Below are 16,444 nucleotides of genomic sequence, written 5' to 3'. Positions count from 1 at the left end.
TAGGTACCGGACCTCGTCCGACAATAGAGCGCCAGGCCCGGGTCGCACGGACTCTCCCTACTGAAAGTAGGACGTGCTCTGGTAGCACCACTGACGCCTGACGAGAGATCATTCCCTCGCGACGAGAAGTACAGTACCAGGTCGGCGGCCATCGCCCGAACCGGAGGGGAACAGCGCATGACCAGCACGGAATTCGATCGCTCCGATGTCGTCGAGTACGCCGACGGGCGCCCGATGGACATTCACCGCCCGCCTGCCGGGACGGCCGGGCCGGTGCCCGTCGTCCTGCTGTGGCACGGCCGCGGGCCCGACGAGCGCGACGTCCTGCGGCCGCTCGCGCGGGAGGCCGCCGGGCACGGGCTGCTCGTGCTCGTCCCCGACTGGCGCTCGGACCGGGCGGACGGCGGCCGGGCCGAGCTGCTCGCCTCCCTCGCGCACGCCCGCGACGCCGCCGCGCGGTTCGGCGGCGACCCGGAGCGCCTCGTCCTGGCCGGCTGGTCGTTGGGCGGCCGGGAGGCCGTCGCCGTGGCGATCGACCCCGACACCCCCGCCGGGCTGCGGCCGGTCGCGGCCGTCGGCATCTCCTCCAGCTACGCCCGCCCGGCCGTCACCAACGGCGTCGTCCCGGTCGAGCTCCTGGCCGAGACGCCGTCCCCCGTCCCGCTCTGGCTGGTCCACGGCACGGAGGACGATGTCCTCGGCCCCGAGCACACCCGGCAGTTGGCCGCCGTGGCCACCTCGGCCAAGCTCCTCGAACTCCCCACCGACCACGCGGGCACGGTGATGACGGAGTACAGCCCGGAGGCGCAGCGCTGCCTCCCCGCCACCGCCGAGAGCGCACTGGACGCGGGCCGCCGCGTCGCTGCGGTGCTCGCCGAGGCGGCGGGACTGTCGTAGGGCCTGCACGCGTGCGCCGACGGGCGGTCGCGGACGGCACGGTGCCGGCCGCGCCCGCCACGCCGAGGCGGTCGCGACGGCGGAGGCGGCCCTGGGCCTCGCCCTCCCGCCGCTGCTCGTCCGGCTCCACCGCAAGGTGGGCGACGGCGGCTACGGCCCGGACCGTCACCCGCTCTGGCTGGACCCCGCCGCCCGGATCGCGCTACCCTCACCGCGCCCTGAGCACACGGAACCCGGCCTACTGCCCGGCCTGCGCGAAGCCCACGCCGTGGCTGCGCTCCAGCGCTTCCAGCTCCCGCTGCAGCGGCGGCTTGGGCACGGCCAGCACCGGGCACGTCGCGTGCCGCACGCAGTAGGCGGTGACGGACGGCCACAGCAGGCGGCCGAGCCGGCCGCGGCTGCCCGCGCCGAGGACGAGGAGGTCGCCGGGGCGGTCGGCGCAGCGCACCAGGGTGTGGCCGGTGTCGCCGCGGACGGCCTGGCAGCGCAGCCGCACCCCGGCGTGGCCGCCGCCGAAGGCCTCGTCGAGGGCTTGGCGCAGGCGGGCGACGGCGGCGTCGCGGGCGGCGGTGAGCATGGGCGGGCAGGGGGTGCGGCGGTAGGCGGAGTCGCCGCCGACCGGGGTCCAGCAGTGGACGGCGAGGACCTCGGCGTCGGTGCGGCGGGCTTCGGCGACGGCGTGGTGGAGGGCGGCGAGGCTGCCGAGGGAGCCGCTCAGGCCGACGACGATCCGACCGCCGTTGCCGAAGCCCGCCGCCCCGGATATGCCGCTGTCCGCCATGGCCCGTCCGCCTTCCGCTCGTCCGACTCGTGCAACGGGCTCGCTCGCGTGAAAGAGCCCGTGTCGCCCCATGCAAAACGGCCCGACGGGCCGTCGCGACCCCCGTTGACGGAGCCCTGACGCGCGAGCGGAGGTTCCGTACGCGCTCCTGATGCCGGCGCCTCACGGGCACCCTCGCCCGCGCGACGGACCGTCGCGGACGGCCTTCGGTGATCAACTACGCTGGCCGGAAAGACACGGCAACACGGGGGAAGTCATGGCCAGCGTGGTGGAGTTGAGGTACTACCCGATCAAGGGGTGCGCGGGGATCGCGGTCGAGCGGGCCGAGCTGACCGCCGCCGGGCTGACGCACGACCGGGCGTTCATGGTCGTGGACGAGGGCGGCGTCTTCCGCTCCCAGCGGCGGGACCGCGCCATGGCCGCCGTCCGCCCGTCCGTCTCGGCGGACGGCCGCCGGATCACGCTGGCGGCGCCGGGCGTCGAGGCGCTCACCGTGCCGGTGGACACCGAAGGGCCGCGGCGCCCGGTCGAGTTGTTCGGCGCGCCGTTCCGCGGCATCGACCAGGGCGACGCCGCCGCCGAGTGGCTGTCCGGGGTGCTCGGCGCCCACAGCCGATTGGTGCGCGTGCCGCCGGAGCACGACCGGGTCACCGACGGGCTCGTCCCGGGCACCTCCGGGTACGCGGACAGCTGCGCCGTCCACCTGCTGTCCCGCGAGTCGCTGGACGACTTCAACGCGCGCACCGGCGAACTCCCGCTCGCCGCCGACCGGTTCCGCCCGAACATCGTCGTGGCCGGCTGGAACGAGCCGCACACCGAGGACCTGGCCCGGCGCCTCACGATCGGCGGGGCCGAACTGGCCTACGCCAAGCTCGCCGTGTGGTGCGCCGTCACGCTCGTCGACCAGGACACCGGCGCCAAGGCCGGCCCCGAACCGCTGCGCACCCTGGCCCGCTACCGACGGGCCGCGGGCGGCGGGGTCGTGTTCGGCGCCAAGTTCGCCGTGCTGCGCCCGGGCACGCTGCGCGTCGGCGACGAGCTCGCGGTGTCCGACTGGGGACCGTCGGAGCGCTGACCCCCGGGGCCCGGGGCCTACGAACGCCCGGGCAAACGCCCCGACGAACGCCCGTGGCCCCGACGGAAGGCGCACCGTCGGGGCCACGGGTCGAACCGCAACGGGTTCAGCAGGTCTGGTCGATCAGCGAGAACGTGGCGTAGTGGTCGCCCGTGTAGTAGTCCTCCTGGGTCGCCTGGCCGGTGATGATCCGGCGGGCGCCACGGGTCGGGGCGCCCGGCGTGATGACGGTGTACTCGTGGTAGTAGCCGTAGGACTGGGTCGGGAGCACGTGCTCTCTGTTCTGGAACACCACGCCGTCCTGGGAGTACGGGAACGGACCGTCGGTGGCGATCAGGTTGAGGGTGTCGGTGGCCTCCGGCGGCAGCGCGGAGAGGCAGACCGTGCCGCTCACGTCGGCGTGCGCCTCGGTGGCGACGGCAACGGGGGCGAGGGTCATCAGGGCGACGGCGGTGACGGCGGCGGCGCGGGTCTTCCACGCGCGTAGAGTGCGGGTCATGACAAACAGTGTGGCGAGCCACCGGGTTATCCGGAAGGCCTGAGCCAACCTTTTACCCAGTGGTAACTTCCCTGCCCAGCAGGAGACTTGACGGATACTCCGACCATTTGGGTGACCCTCCGGACACCCTCCGCGAGACCGTTCACGAACCGTCCCCACCCCGCCGGAACCGTACGTTCCCCATGCATCCCCCGACCCGCACCCTCGCCCTGCACCCCCGACCCGCACCCCCCGACCCGCGCCCCCGACTTGCTCACACCTTCGCGACGCTCCGGCCCCACCCCGGCCGCGCCGCATAGAGTGTCGACCGTTCCGGGATCCCGATCATGGACGGGCCCCGGCGGCCACGGAACGATCACCAGTGGGGGCGGACATGGGCACGGGTACGGCGCTGACGGCGCACCAGCTGATCGGGCTGCTCGTCGACCCCGGGAGCTTCCGCACCTGGGACGAGCCCGCCGATCCCCACCCCGCCGACCCCGGCTACCGCGCCTCGCTCGCCCGCGCCCGCGAGCGCACGGGCCTGGACGAGGCCGTCCTCACCGGCACCGGAGAGATCGGCGGCCGGCCGGTGGCGCTCGTCGCCTCCGAGTTCGGCTTCCTTGGCGGCTCGATCGGCGTCGGCACCGCCGAGCGGATCACCCGGGCCGTCGAGCGGGCCACCGCCGAGCGGCTGCCACTGCTCGCCCTGCCGGTCTCCGGCGGGACGCGCATGCAGGAGGGGTCCGCCGCGTTCCTCTGCATGCTCCGCATCACCGCCGCCGTCCAGGCCCACCGGGCCGCGGGCCTCCCCTACCTCACCTACCTGCGGAACCCGACCATGGGCGGCGTCTTCGCCTCGTGGGGCACGCTCGGCCAGCTGGTGTTCGCCGAGCCCGGCGCCCGCCTCGGCTTCCTCGGCCCGCGCGTGTACGAGGAACTGCGCGGCGTCGAGCTGCCGGCCGACGTCCAGCGCGCCGAGGCGCTCGCGCAGCGCGGGCTCGTGGACGCCGTCGTACCGCCGGAGGAACTGCGCGAGGTGGTACGCCGGTCGCTCGCCGTCCTGACGGCCGACCGCGCTCGTCTCTCTACGGCTCCTGCGGCTCCCCTATATAGGGAGAACGCAGCCGAGCCGCAGGCCCCCGCCGACGCCTGGGACTCCGTCCGCCGCACCCGCCGCCCCGACCGGCCCGGCACCCGCGAACTGCTGCGCCGCACCGCCACGGAACTCGTGCTGCTGGACGCCCCCGGCGGCCGGGGCGGAGCACTGGTCCGCGCCCTCGCCGTCCTCGACGGGCAGCCCGCGCTCGTCGTCGGCCAGCAGCGCGGGACGCCCGACCACGAACGCCCCTTCACCGCGGCCGACCTGCGGGCCGTCCGCCGCAGCGCCCGCCTCGCCGAACAGCTGGGCCTGCCCCTGCTCACGGTGGTCGACACGGCCGGCGCCGAACTGTCCGCGCAGGCCGAGCTGGACGGCGTCGCCGTCGAGATCGCGCACTGCCTGACCACCCTGCTCGCACTGCGCACCCCCGTCCTCGCGGTCCTGCTCGGCCAGGGCTCCGGCGGCGGGGCGCTGGCCCTGCTCCCGGCGGACCGCGTGATCGCCGCCGAGCACGCCTGGCTCGCGCCGCTGCCGCCCGAGGGCGCCTCCGCGATCGTCCACCGCGACGGCGCGCACGCGGCCGAGCTGGCCCGGGCACAGGGCATCGGCGCGGACGACCTGGCACGGGTGGGCCTGGTGGACGAGGTGGTCCCGGAGCGGCCGGACGCCGCCGAGGAGCCGGACACGTTCTGTGAGCGGCTGGGGGCGGCCATTGCGACGGCCCTGGACGCACTCACCGCGGTTCCCGAGGCGGAACGGTTCGCCGCGCGGGCCGATCGGCACCGACGGCTGGGCGATCCTCGCTCTCGGTGACGGCCGGCGTGTGGCCCCGGTCTCACCGGGGGCGAGATCGTCTGTACCCAAAGTGGCGGTCGCGGGCCGCCGGGTGACGGCATCCGGGGTTCAAACGGTGAGTGCGCTCACAGGGAATCCCAGCCAACGACGGGCCGTAGTAGTGCCGTCGCGGCCAATGCGGCCAATCAGCCGTTCGCGACAATTCGCCCACGGGCGGACATCCGTCCAGGTCGGAGCGTGTCCGAACGACCCCGGCGATCACTCCTGCGAATCGATGGCGGTCGGCGGATGTACGACCGCGGATCGTATCGAGGGGGTCTTGGCGGGGGCCGATCCGGTCTGGCAACAATGGCTCTCGTCGTCAGCCGCACCGGCTCCTGTCCCGCCGGTGAACGGCTTACCGCCGAGTCGCGCCCCGCAACCGTCGGCCCCTGTCCGGCCGTGGTCCTGGGCGGGGCGCGACCCGGCCCAACCTGATTGAGGTCCTGTTCTTCATGCCCACTTTCAAGCTCCGTATGCGTACCTCTGCCGCCGTTCTCGCCGGTGCCGCCGGTCTGACCGCCCTGGCCGCCGGCGTGATGCCCGCCGCCGCCAACGCCGCGACCGCCTCCCCGCAGGCCATCGCCGCCCAGATCGTCCCGGCGAACCAGCTGGCCTCCTTCAGCCAGATCATTTCCCACGAGTCCGGCTGGAACGTGACCGCGACCAACCCGACCTCGGGCTCGTACGGCCTGGGCCAGGCGCTGCCGGCCTCGAAGATGGCCTCGGCCGGCGCGGACTGGAAGACCAACCCGGCCACCCAGATCAAGTGGGCACTGGACTACATGAACACCCGCTACGGCAGCCCGAACGCCGCCTGGGCTTTCTGGCAGGGCCACCACTGGTACTAAGCCGACCCCCTCGGCAGCACCGACGCATACCCGTCTCCTGCACCACTCCCCCCTCACCCCGGGGGTCGGACAGGGACCACCTGGGTGACCCGGAAGGGCCCGTGCCCGCGCGATCCGCGTGGCACGGGCCCTTCCGTGGTGTCCGGCCCTGCCTTGGCTTCGGGCTCTACGACGCGAAGCCTGCCGGCCCCAGCCGACTCGTCAGAGCTCGCCGGTGAGCCCCAGCAGCTCGCGCATCCGCGCGTACTTGGCGCGCAGCCGCTCGGCCGTCGCCTCGTCCAGCACGGCGAGCCGCGCCGGGTCGGAGTTGTGGGCCAGGTCGGCGCGCTTGACCAGCAGCGCCCCCGGGGTGGCCAGGATCCGGGCGGTGTACTCCTCGACCGGCTCGCCCGGCCGCTTGGTCAGCGCGTCCACGATCGCCTTGGTGGACTCCGGCAGCGCGGCGCCCTCCAGCCACTCGCGGCTCAGCCGGTCGTCCTCGACGGTGTCGTGCAGCCAGCCGGCCGCGATCTGCGCCTCGCTGCCGCCGCGCTCCGCCGTCCCGCGGGCCACCGCCGCGATGTGCTCGGCGTAGGGGTGGCCGTTCTTGTCGACCTGCCCCTCGTGCGCGCGCCGTGCGATCGTCTCCACTTCGGCCAGGCTCAGATAGTCCATCGGCTCATCGTAGGGCCCGCCCGCGACACTGCGGGGCACGGCAGGGCACGACCCCGGACACCCCGCTCCTCGATCGACCGCTCGACGTGACCCCTCGACGTGACCCCTTGACGCGGCTGGTTTACTGCCCCGGGCGGGCGACCCCCGCTGTGCCGGGCAACCCCCCGCCGCACCGGGCGACCCCCGTCGACGCAGGGCGAGCCGGGCGACCCGAACCAGGCCACCCGCACCGGGCGACCCGAGCGATCCGAGGAACCATGCACGCCCTGCACCCCCTGCTGTCCGGATTCGCCCCCATCTGGGCGCTGACCGGGGTCGGCTACCTCGTCGGCAGGTCCGGACTGCTCGGCCCGCAGGCGGAGGCGGTGCTCAGCCGCTTCGTCTTCCACGTCGCGATGCCCGCCGCGCTGTTCCTGATGATCGCCCGCACCCCGCTGGAACGGTTCGCCAACGCCTCGATGCTCGCCTTCGCCGCCGGCACCGCCGTCGCGACGGGCCTCGGGCTGCTCGCCGGCCGGCTGCTGTTCGACCGCAAGCCCGCCGAGCTCGCCGTCGGCGGCATGGCCGCCGGGTACGTCAACTCGGCCAACCTCGGCATACCCGTGGCGATGCAGGTCCTCGGCGACGCCTCGTTCGTCGCGGCGGTCGTGCTGTTCCAGATCCTGTTCGTCACGCCCGCCGTGCTCGCCGTCCTCGACGGGCGCGGCGCCGGGCTCCGCGCCCTGCTCACCCTCCCGCTGCGCAACCCCATCCTGCTCGCGACCGCCCTCGGCGCCGTCGCCTCCGCGACCGGCCTGCACCTGCCCGCCGAGCTGAACCACTCCTGCGAACTGCTCGGCGGCGCCGGGGTCCCGACCGCCCTCGTCGCCCTCGGCATCTCGCTGCACAACCGCCCGCCCGCGGACGTCGGCTCGCGCCGCGCCGAGGTCGGGCTGACCGTCCTGGTCAAGACGCTCGTCCAGCCGCTGGCCGCGTACGCCGTCGCCACCCTCGTGCTCGGCCTGCCGCCGCACCAGGTGCTGACCGTCGTGCTCTTCTCCGCGCTGCCGACCGCGCAGAACGTGTACGTCTACGCCCGCGAGTACGGGCACGGCACAGCGCTCGCCCGGGACGCGGTGCTGTGGTCGACGCTGCTGTCGATGGCGACGCTCTCGGTGATCAGCTGGTCCCTCGGGTCCGCCTGATCCCTCGGACCCCACTGATCCGCACCGACCCCACTGATCCACACCGGCCCCACCGGCGCCGCTACCCGGCCCGCACAAGTGACCACTGCCCGTACACGGCACGACAGTTCACCTGCCGGAGGCGTACAGAACGGTGGATTCGCCGCCCGGCTCCGGCCGCCGGTGGAATGCTGGCGGCCATGAGCCAACCGGACTCCCCCTCCGCCGGAACCGCCGAACCCGTCGGGCCTGCCGAACCCGTCGGGCCTGCCGGGCTCGCCGGGCACCGTCACTGCCGGGCCGTCGTCACGCTCCCGCAAGCCGACGTGGACCACTTCAACCGCATCCCGCGCGCCGCCTTCGTGATGGAGCCGCGGCTGCGCTGCGAGCTCACCGACGGCCACGGCGGCTCCCACTCGGCGCTCGTCCAGGGCGTCGGCTACGACCTGCACTGGGCGTCCTGGCCCGAGTACGCCGTCCAGGTCGCCGCGCGCTGCCCCGAGGAGGCCCCGTTCGAGGGCCCCGAGCCGCCGCGCGAGGCCGACATCTGCCTGCTGCGCGAGGGCCACCCGGGGCCGCACTACGGCGACACCTGGTTCTGACCACTGGTTCCGACCACTGGTGCTGGCCGACCCGTCCCAGGCATCCCGCCCGCGGGCGGCCCCGGGCTCACGCCTCGCGGGCCGCCGCCACCACCTCCGTCATCGCCAGCAGGAAGCGCCGGGCCGTCGCCAGCTCCGCCGCGTCGAACCGACTCATTGCTCCGACCAGGTCGCCGATCAGCCCGCCGAAGAAGCCCTGACCGAGCTCCATCGCGCGCTCCTCGACCACGAGCCGCACCTTGCGCCGGTCCCGTGGGTCGCGCTCGCGCCGGATCAGGCCGAGGCGCTCCAGCCGGTCCACCAGCCCGGTGGTGCCCGCCGAGTTGAGCCGCAGCGCCTCGCCGAGCCGGCCCGGGGTGACCACCTCTCCGGCCCTGGCGGCGTCCAGCAGGTGGATCAGCGCCCGCAGATCGGTCGGGTGCAGGCCGTTGCGCGCCGCGAACTCGGCCCCGAACAGGTCGAGTTCGACGGTCAGCCCGCGCAGCAGGTGGACCAGCCGCATCGGCTCCTCGCCATCGGACAACCCGGTCTCCTTCCTCGGCACCCCCTGGTGCCGGTAATCTCTCGCTCAGCGAGATACTTGTGCAGCGAGTGATTCCCATCATCCCAGCGGAGGCCCGCCATGTCCGCAACCGCCCCTTCGTCACCTTCCTCGCCGTCCTCACCGCCGTCACCGTCCACGCCGCCCGCCCGCACCGCACGCTTCTTCGCCGCCTACGACGCGCTCCTCGCCCGCTGGTCCGTCCCGGTCGAACCGCTCGACGTCGTCACCGCCCACGGCACGACCCGGGTCAACGCCTGCGGCCCGCGCGACGGCCGCCCGCTCGTCCTGCTCCAAGGCGGCGGCGCCACCTCCGCCATGTGGTTCGCCATCGCCCCCGCCCTGGCCGCCGCCGGGCACCGCGTCCTCGCCGTCGACCTCATCGGCGACCCGGGGCGCAGCGTCCACGACGGCCCCGCGCTCGGCGGCATCCCCGGGCTCATGGCGTGGCTGGACGCCGTCCTCGACGGGCTCGGCATCGAGGAGGCCGACGTCTGCGGCCACTCCTACGGCGCCTGGATCGCCGTCGAGTACGCGCTCCACGCACCCGGGCGGGTCGGGCGCCTCGCCCTCCTCGACCCCACCCAGGTCTTCGCCGGTTTCCGCCCCGGCTACCTGCTGCGCGTCCTACCGCTCTTCCTCCCGCGCCACACCGCCGACCGCGCCCGCTCCTACCTCGCGTGGGAGAGCGGCGACACGCCCCCGCTCGACGCCGGCTGCCGCGAGGTGTACGCGCTCGGGTACGCCGACTTCCCCGCATCCCGCACTGTCACCGGCCCCCGCCCGTCGGCCGAGCGCTTGGAGGCGCTCACCGCGCCGACGCTCGCGTTGTACGCCGAGCGCGGCCGCGCCCACGACGCCCACCGCGTCGCCGCCGCCACCCGCCGCGCCCTACCCGCCGCCACTGTCGCCGTCCTCCCGGGCCTGGCCCACCACAACCTGCCGGCGGCGGGGGCGGAGGAGGTCAACCGGCGGCTGGCGGACTTCCTCGCGAGGGGAAACCGGTCACGCCCAACCGGGTGAGCCGCAGTGGTCAGTCCAGCCCGGCGGCGACGGGAAGGTCGGCCAGGCGCCACTCCAGCATCCCGTCGTTGAGGCGCACCGCGCGCCGGCCGCGGGCCGACAGGAGCCGGACGGCGTCGTACGCGAGGACGCAGTACTCGCCGCGGCAGTAGACGACCACCTCGGTGCCCTCCGGCAACTCCTCGATGCGGTCGGCGAGTTCGCCGACGGGGATGGACACGGCGCCGGGGATGTGGCCGGCCAGGTACTCCTCGGCCGGGCGGACGTCCAGCACCAGGACCTCGCCGGCCTCCGCCCGGGCGCGCAGTTCCTCGTGGTCGACCTCCCGCGCGCCGTCCTCGCCGAGGTACGCCTCCAGTGCGGCGGGCACGGCCGCCTGGTGGCGCTCGGCGACCTTCCGCAGCAGCACCAGCAGCCGGCCCACGTCCTCGCCGGAGAGCCGGTAGTGGATGCGCACGCCCTCGCGGCGGGTGGCGACGAGTCCGGCCTGCTTGAGCGCCTGGAGGTGGGCGGAGGCGGTGGTCAGGTTGAGTCCGGCCGTCTTCGCGAGGGCGTCCACGGTGCGCTCGCCCTGGGCGAGCAGGTCGAGCAGCTCCAGGCGCTTTCCGCTGGCCAGGGCCTTGCCGCTGGCGGCGAACGCGTCGTAGAGCCGTGCCTTCGTCCCGGCCGCCGCTGCTGCTGCCGTGCCTGCTGCCGGCGCCGTTGCGTTCTGGGGCATGACGTCCTCCGCGCGCTATTCCAAGAATCCATGGAACATGGTACCGGGGCTTGCCCGGGATCGTCATCCAATAATCCATGGAATATCGTGGACGAGGGCGCACGCTGCGAGTGGACGCACGCGCACACCCGGACCTGTCTGGAGGACCGCCATGGCTTTCGCCGACGAACACCTGACACCGCTGGTCGACGAGGGACTCGGCAACAGCGCCTACCTCGTCGACCTGGGCGACGGCCGCGCACTCGCCGTGGACGCGAGCCGGGACCTCCGCGCCCTGCGCGCCGCCGCCGACCGGCGCGCACTGACCGTCGCCTTCGCCGCCGACACCCACCTGCACGCCGACTTCCTGTCCGGCGCCGTCCAGCTCGGCCACGACGCCGGCGCCACCGTCCTGGCCTCGGCGGCCGGCCACCGTGCCTTCGCCCACACCGGCCTCGCCGACGGCGACGAGGTCGACCTCGGCGGGCTCACCCTGCGCGCCCTGGCCACCCCAGGCCACACCGACGAGCACCTCTCCTACCTCCTCCTCGACGGCGCCACCGAGCTGGGCGTGTTCACCGGCGGTTCCCTGATCGTCGACTCCGCCGCCCGCCCCGACCTCCTCGGCCCCGGGCGCACCGACGAACTCGCCCGCGCCCAGTACCGCTCGCTGCACCGCCTCGCCGGCCTGCCCGACCACCTCCCGGTGTGGCCCACCCACGGCGCCGGCTCCTTCTGCTCCGCCCCGCCCGGCAGCGCCCGCACCACCACCATCGGCGCCCAGAAGCGCTCCAACCCGCTGCTCGCCGCGCCCACCGAGGACGCCTTCGTCGCCGAACTGCTCGCGGGCCTCGGCAGCTACCCCGCGTACTTCGCCCGCCTCGGCGAGCTCAACCGCACCGGCCCGCGCGTGCTCCACGGCTCCCCCGCACTCCCCCTGCTGGACCCCGCCCGCCTCGCCCGGCACCTCGCGGACGGCGGGCACGTCGTCGACGTCCGCCCCGCCGCCGACTTCGCCGCGGGCCACATTCCCGGCGCCCTCTCCATCCCGCTGCGCAACCAGTTCGCGACCTGGCTCGGCTGGCTCCTGCCCGACACCACCCCGCTCGCCTTCGTCACCGGCGACGGCCAGGACCTCGACGACCTCGTCGGGCAGGCCCACAAGATCGGGTACGAGCGCCTGGCCGGACGCCTCGCGGGCGGCATGACGGCCTGGCGGGAGGCCCAAGGCCAGGTCACCACAACGGAGTTCGTCACCGCCGAGCACACCGCAGACCGCCCCTACCTCGACGTCCGCCAGCGCACCGAGTTCACCGCAGGACACGTGCCCGCCGCCGTCCACATCGAACTCGGCGACCTCGCCGCCCACACCGCCGACGCCCCGCGCGGTGCGGTCGTCGCCTGCGGCCACGGCGAGCGCGCCATGACCGGCGCCAGCATCCTCGAACGCGCCGGCCACACCGGCCTGGCCGTCCTCGCCGGCAGCCCCGCCGACTACGCCGCCGCCCACGGCACCCGCCTGGTCGAGGGAGCCCCCACCGACGGGACGGAGGCCGCGCGCCGATGAGCAGCCCCTCCACGACGGCGGCTGCCCACAACCGGTCCGCCCGGCCGGTCCGGCTCGGGCTGCGCGAGAACCGGCTGCAATTCACGCTGCTCGTCATCGTCACCGCCGCCGTCGGCGGCCTGGTCGGGCTGGAACGCACCACCGTCCCGCTGATCGGCGCCAAGACCTTCCACCTGACCAGCGACCTCGCCGTCTTCTCCTTCATCATCGCCTTCGGCGCCACCAAAGCCCTCACCAACCTCGCCGCCGGAGCCCTCACCGCGCGCTTCCGCCGCAAGCAACTCCTCGTCGCCGGCTGGCTCGTGGGCGTCCCCGTCCCGTTCGCCCTCGCCTGGGCGCCCTCGTGGGGCTGGATCGTCGCCGCGAACGTCCTGCTCGGAATCAACCAGGGCCTCACCTGGTCGATGACCGTCAACATGAAGATCGACCTCGTCGGCCCCGCCCGCCGCGGCCTCGCCACCGGTCTCAACGAGGCCGCCGGCTACGCCTCGCTCGGCGCGACCGCCCTGCTCACCGGCTACCTCGCCACCGCCTACGGGCTGCGCCCGGCACCCGAACTCATCGGCGTCGTCTTCGTCGTGGCCGGCCTCGCGCTCTCCCTCACCGTCCGCGACACCGCCGCCCACGTCGCCCTCGAACTCGCCCAGCACCCCGCGGAGCCCGGCCGGGAGGAGGCCCCCGGCCTGTGGGCGACCTTCGTCCGCACCACCTGGCGCAACCGCTCCCTGCGCGGCGCCAGCCAGGCCGGACTCGTCAACAACCTCAACGACGGCCTCACATGGGGCGTCTTCCCGCTCCTGTTCACCCACCACGGCCTCGGGCTCGCCGCGATCGGCCTGATCAAGGGCCTCTACCCGCTGCTGTGGGGCTTCGGCCAGATCCCGACCGGCCACCTCGCCGACCGCATCGGCCGCAAGCCGCTCATCGTGTACGGCATGCTCGTCCAGGCCGCCGGCTTCGTCCTCGCCCTGGTCCTGCTCGACCGTCCGCTGCTCGCCGGCATCGTCTCCGCCGTCCTGCTCGGGCTCGGCACTGCGATGGTCTACCCCGCGCTGATCGCGTCCGTCTCCGACCACGCGCACCCGTCCTGGCGCGCCAACGCCCTTGGTACGTACCGGTTCTGGCGCGACCTCGGCTACGCGGCCGGCGCCCTGGTCGCGGGCGTGCTCGCCGACGCGCTCGGACTCGACGCCACGATCGTCGCCGCTGCCGCCCTGACGGCGCTCTCCGGCCTGGCGGCGGCCCGACTGCTCGCGGACCGGCCGGCGCGGGATTGACCTGAACCTGGCGCCTCCCACAAATCTGGTATTCCACACGGGAGTTGACACTGACAGACTGACCGCGGCCCGCCCGGAGTTCCGGTTGCGAAGGCCACGTGACACTGCCATTCCCGTTCCTCCTCTTGTGGAGTAGCCATGCCCACGTTCGTCAAGCACGTGCTGCCGGCGGCCGTCCTGGCCCTGACCGCCCTGACCGCCGCCCCGGGCAACGCGTTCGCCACCCCCGCGCCCGACGCCACCCACCTCGGCCTGACCTGGGCCAACCTGGAGCAGCGCGCCGACATCGTCCACGTCGGCCGCGACGGCCAGAGCAACCCCTACCTCGGCGACACCGCCCCCGACGCCCAACTCCCCGTCCTCTGCATCCTCCAGGACAACCGCCCGGCCCCCGCCGGCATCCCCACCACCGGCTTCCACGCCTGGGCCCGCGGCGAGGTCCGCGCCACCGCCCCCACCCCCGGCTCCGACCTCACCAGCCGCGCCGACGCCGACGCCATCTGCTCCGCCGCCTTCGGCGACGGCTTCCGCATGGCCGAATTCCACGACGGCAACGGCTGGTCCTTCTGGGCCTCCGGCACCCTCCCCACCGACACCCGCTTCTGGACGGCCATCAACGACCAGCGCGCCAACCCCTGGGACTGACGGGCCAGTTGGCTGCCGCACACTCCCGCCCCTGCGACGACCTGAGCAGCAGGCCATCGCAGGGGCGGGCGGGCGAGCGGCGGGGTGTCCGCCTCCGTCGGTCGCGGATCAGCCGGCTGATCGCAGAAGGTCGATCAGGTCCGCCATCGCCGCCGCGGAGAGGCTCGGGTTGCGGGCTGCCGCCCCCGCCGTGCGTGGGATGTGCAGCAGGATCGTCAACTGCTCTGCGGGGACACGGGGGTGATTGGCCGCAGCGGTATGGACAGCATCGTCCCGGTCGTCGAGCAGGCGCAGCACGGCCGTCTCTGTCAGGCGGGGGTCCTTCGCGGCTCTGAGGCGGACTTCGGGGCTCGGGTCGTGGGTGAAGTGGTCGACGAGGTCGGGGGTCGACTCCTCGTCGTCGAGGGCCAGGCGGCGCATGCGGGGGTCGGGGTCGTAAGCGAAGCGCAGGAGGTCGGTGCGGGGGAAGTTCGGGTGGCCGTGGGGGCGGTCGGGGTGCGAGAAGCTGCCCGTCCACCAGCGCCAGACGTCCAGGAGCAGCTCGGCGGGGGCGTCATCGCAGGACTCGGCGAGGAAGAGGTGGACGACGCGGTCCTCGTCCGCGCCGAGCCGGGCGACCACGTCGGGCGGGAGGTGGCGGGCGCGGGCGACGCTGCGGCGGACGATGGGGTGGGCGGAGGCGGCCAGTTCGCGCATCGCGTCCGGATCGGCGTGCCGGGCCACCACCCAAGGGAGCGCGTGGTGGTGGGAGTGCTCGTCGAGGTCGAAGCGGACGGCGGCGCGACGCTCCTCGGTCAGGTCGGGCCGGATGGACACCGCGAAGCGCACGTTCTCATCCTCGTCCTCGGCCAGCACGTCGACGACGTCAGCGGGCAGGTGTGGACTGCTCGCGAGTGCGCAGCGGTCGGCGGCCCCACCAGTGTGGGCCAACTCCCTTGCCAGATCAGGTTCGAGGCGGCAGGTGGCGAGAGCGGCAGTGCGACGGGGGAAGGCCGCGAGGACGTCGCGGGGCATCGGGCGATCGGCATGGTGCAGGAGCAGCGCCGCCTCGCGGACACGACCGGCCGGATCGGCGAGCAGCGCACGCCGGGCCTCCTCGTCCAGGTGCGGCCAGGCCACCGGGCAGGCCTCGGAGCGGACGGACGGGTCCGCGTCGGCAGCGAGCAGGACGGCGAGCGCGGTGGGCAACCCGGGAAGACGGGCGGCCTCGGCGCGGACCCGGGCGGAGGGGTCGGTCGCGAGCCGGCGCAGGACGTCGGCGGGCAGCTCGACGGCCCGGTCGGCCGCCAGGCTGATGAGGATCCAGCGGCGCCGGGCGTCCGGTTCGTCCAGGATCAGCCGCGCCCACTGCTCGGCCGCGATCCCCGGCTGGGACTCGGCCGCGCGGGCCCGGACCTTCCATGCGGAGTGAGCGAGCGCCGCCGCCACGGCCGCGGGCGGGCGAGGGCTCCAGAGGAGGGCCGGGTACGCATCGAGGAGGGCGGGCCAACAGGCCTCCGGCAGCGCCGGATTGGCGGCGAGGCCATGCGCCCAGGCGTCGCGCAGCTCGGAGGTGAGGGGCTCACGGCTCACCGGGCGCCCACCAGACCGGCGATCAGGGCGGCGAGGGCGGTCCGCAGGTCGGTGCAGTGGGTGCCGGGGCCCTGGTCGGGGGCCTCGGCGTGGATGCGGGCCAGGGCGGGGAGGGTCCGCGGATCCGCGGCGGCGAAGGCGGCGGCGCGCTGGTTGGGCCGGCGGGGCGGGCTGACGGGGTGTTCGGAGAGGAGTTCGCCGAGTACCAGGTGCCAGCAGGACCGGAACGCGGCGGCCGCGCGGGCGGGCGGGAGGCCGGCCGCGAGCAGGTCGGCGAGGCAGGCGTCGTTGAACGGCAGGGCGTTCTCGGCGACGAGTTCGCCGCGGATGAGGACGTGCAGCACCCAGGCGTGGCCGGCCATGTAGTCGTGGGCGCCGAGCAGGCGGCGGAGCAGGCGGTCGGCCGGGTCGCCACCGGGCACGTCCACCGGCAGGCCGGTGGCGATCTCCTCCAGCACGGCGAGCAGCAGGGTGTCGCGGTCGGCCACGTGCCGATACAACGAAGCTGCGGCGGTGCCGAGTTCGGCCGCGACGGCGCGCATGGTGAGGGCGTCGATCCCGTCCCGCTCGATCACCCGCCGCCCGCCGGCGACCACGGCGGCGGCGGTGAGGCCGGGCCTGGGCCGCCGGGGGCCGTAACGGCCGCGCTCGGCGGGCGCGGCGGCGGGCGCGGCGGACGGCTGGG

Annotated in this window: 17 protein-coding genes; 10 read left to right on the top strand and 7 right to left on the bottom strand. The window is 74.6% G+C overall.

What is annotated here, in order from left to right; all coding sequences use genetic code 11:
- Nucleotides 1-177 precede the first annotated feature (177 nt).
- Entirely contained in the window at nucleotides 178-897 is a 720-nt protein-coding gene (locus AB0O00_RS10660; protein WP_363650251.1) for an alpha/beta hydrolase, read from the top strand.
- A 238-nt stretch (nucleotides 898-1,135) separates the two neighbouring features.
- Here the strand turns inward: AB0O00_RS10660 and AB0O00_RS10655 are convergent, their stop codons facing one another.
- Nucleotides 1,136-1,678, bottom strand: coding sequence for a universal stress protein (locus tag AB0O00_RS10655; RefSeq protein ID WP_363650249.1), 543 nt, complete (start codon nucleotides 1,676-1,678; stop codon nucleotides 1,136-1,138).
- Between the two features lie 256 nt (nucleotides 1,679-1,934).
- Between AB0O00_RS10655 and AB0O00_RS10650 the strand changes: the two genes are divergently transcribed.
- On the top strand, nucleotides 1,935-2,753 hold the full coding sequence (locus AB0O00_RS10650) for an MOSC N-terminal beta barrel domain-containing protein (RefSeq protein WP_363650247.1): 819 nt from the start codon (nucleotides 1,935-1,937) through the stop codon (nucleotides 2,751-2,753).
- Between the two features lie 106 nt (nucleotides 2,754-2,859).
- Here AB0O00_RS10650 and AB0O00_RS10645 read toward each other — a convergent pair whose 3' ends face one another.
- A complete protein-coding gene (locus AB0O00_RS10645; protein WP_363650265.1) occupies nucleotides 2,860-3,192 on the bottom strand; it encodes a ribonuclease in 333 nt (110 codons plus the stop codon).
- Between the two features lie 433 nt (nucleotides 3,193-3,625).
- On the opposite strand from AB0O00_RS10645, the gene AB0O00_RS10640 reads away from it, so the two are divergent.
- Nucleotides 3,626-5,146 carry a carboxyl transferase domain-containing protein gene (locus AB0O00_RS10640; RefSeq protein WP_363650246.1) on the top strand — a complete coding sequence of 507 codons (1,521 nt, stop codon included), beginning with the start codon at nucleotides 3,626-3,628 and terminating at the stop codon, nucleotides 5,144-5,146.
- A 497-nt stretch (nucleotides 5,147-5,643) separates the two neighbouring features.
- Nucleotides 5,644-6,018, top strand: a complete 375-nt coding sequence (locus tag AB0O00_RS10635; RefSeq protein WP_363650244.1) for a transglycosylase SLT domain-containing protein — start codon at nucleotides 5,644-5,646, stop codon at nucleotides 6,016-6,018.
- A 201-nt stretch (nucleotides 6,019-6,219) separates the two neighbouring features.
- Here the strand turns inward: AB0O00_RS10635 and AB0O00_RS10630 are convergent, their stop codons facing one another.
- On the bottom strand, nucleotides 6,220-6,672 hold the full coding sequence (locus AB0O00_RS10630) for an HD domain-containing protein (protein WP_363650242.1): 453 nt from the start codon (nucleotides 6,670-6,672) through the stop codon (nucleotides 6,220-6,222).
- Between the two features lie 257 nt (nucleotides 6,673-6,929).
- Between AB0O00_RS10630 and AB0O00_RS10625 the strand changes: the two genes are divergently transcribed.
- Both AB0O00_RS10625 and AB0O00_RS10620 read left to right on the top strand, forming a co-directional pair.
- Entirely contained in the window at nucleotides 6,930-7,856 is a 927-nt protein-coding gene (locus AB0O00_RS10625; protein WP_363650240.1) for an AEC family transporter, read from the top strand.
- Nucleotides 7,857-8,035: 179 nt separating this feature from the next.
- Entirely contained in the window at nucleotides 8,036-8,437 is a 402-nt protein-coding gene (locus tag AB0O00_RS10620; RefSeq protein WP_363650238.1) for a hypothetical protein, read from the top strand.
- A gap of 67 nt (nucleotides 8,438-8,504) precedes the next feature.
- On the opposite strand, the gene AB0O00_RS10615 is transcribed toward AB0O00_RS10620, so the two are convergent.
- Nucleotides 8,505-8,939: a MarR family transcriptional regulator gene (locus AB0O00_RS10615; protein WP_363650263.1), complete on the bottom strand. Its 435-nt coding sequence runs from the start codon at nucleotides 8,937-8,939 to the stop codon at nucleotides 8,505-8,507.
- A gap of 120 nt (nucleotides 8,940-9,059) precedes the next feature.
- Here AB0O00_RS10615 and AB0O00_RS10610 point away from each other — a divergent pair, with 120 nt between their 5' ends.
- The gene (locus tag AB0O00_RS10610) at nucleotides 9,060-10,001 is read left to right on the top strand and encodes an alpha/beta hydrolase (protein ID WP_363650236.1); all 942 of its coding nucleotides are present in this window, start codon (nucleotides 9,060-9,062) and stop codon (nucleotides 9,999-10,001) included.
- A 10-nt stretch (nucleotides 10,002-10,011) separates the two neighbouring features.
- Here AB0O00_RS10610 and AB0O00_RS10605 read toward each other — a convergent pair whose 3' ends face one another.
- Nucleotides 10,012-10,719: a metalloregulator ArsR/SmtB family transcription factor gene (locus tag AB0O00_RS10605; protein ID WP_363650234.1), complete on the bottom strand. Its 708-nt coding sequence runs from the start codon at nucleotides 10,717-10,719 to the stop codon at nucleotides 10,012-10,014.
- A gap of 151 nt (nucleotides 10,720-10,870) precedes the next feature.
- Here AB0O00_RS10605 and AB0O00_RS10600 point away from each other — a divergent pair, with 151 nt between their 5' ends.
- The 3 genes from AB0O00_RS10600 to AB0O00_RS10590 all read left to right on the top strand — a co-directional run bounded on the left by AB0O00_RS10600 (nucleotide 10,871) and on the right by AB0O00_RS10590 (nucleotide 14,187).
- Nucleotides 10,871-12,265 (top strand): MBL fold metallo-hydrolase, encoded by a 1,395-nt coding sequence (locus AB0O00_RS10600; protein ID WP_363650232.1) that lies wholly within the window; start codon nucleotides 10,871-10,873, stop codon nucleotides 12,263-12,265.
- Entirely contained in the window at nucleotides 12,262-13,542 is a 1,281-nt protein-coding gene (locus AB0O00_RS10595) for an MFS transporter (RefSeq protein WP_363650230.1), read from the top strand. Before AB0O00_RS10600 ends, AB0O00_RS10595 begins: the two co-directional genes overlap by 4 nt.
- Before the next feature lie 138 nt (nucleotides 13,543-13,680).
- Nucleotides 13,681-14,187, top strand: coding sequence for a hypothetical protein (locus AB0O00_RS10590; RefSeq protein ID WP_363650228.1), 507 nt, complete (start codon nucleotides 13,681-13,683; stop codon nucleotides 14,185-14,187).
- A gap of 108 nt (nucleotides 14,188-14,295) precedes the next feature.
- Here the strand turns inward: AB0O00_RS10590 and AB0O00_RS10585 are convergent, their stop codons facing one another.
- Nucleotides 14,296-15,759 (bottom strand): PE-PGRS family protein, encoded by a 1,464-nt coding sequence (locus AB0O00_RS10585; RefSeq protein WP_363650226.1) that lies wholly within the window; start codon nucleotides 15,757-15,759, stop codon nucleotides 14,296-14,298.
- A partial coding sequence (locus AB0O00_RS10580) for a helix-turn-helix domain-containing protein (RefSeq protein WP_363650224.1) occupies nucleotides 15,756-16,444 on the bottom strand: 689 nt, incomplete at its 5' end. The genes AB0O00_RS10580 and AB0O00_RS10585, both read right to left, overlap by 4 nt.

Origin of the sequence: Kitasatospora sp. NPDC093558, from assembly GCF_040683475.1 — a bacterium.
Lineage (GTDB): Bacteria > Actinomycetota > Actinomycetes > Streptomycetales > Streptomycetaceae > Kitasatospora.
This window is presented reverse-complemented; position numbering and strand designations above follow the sequence as displayed.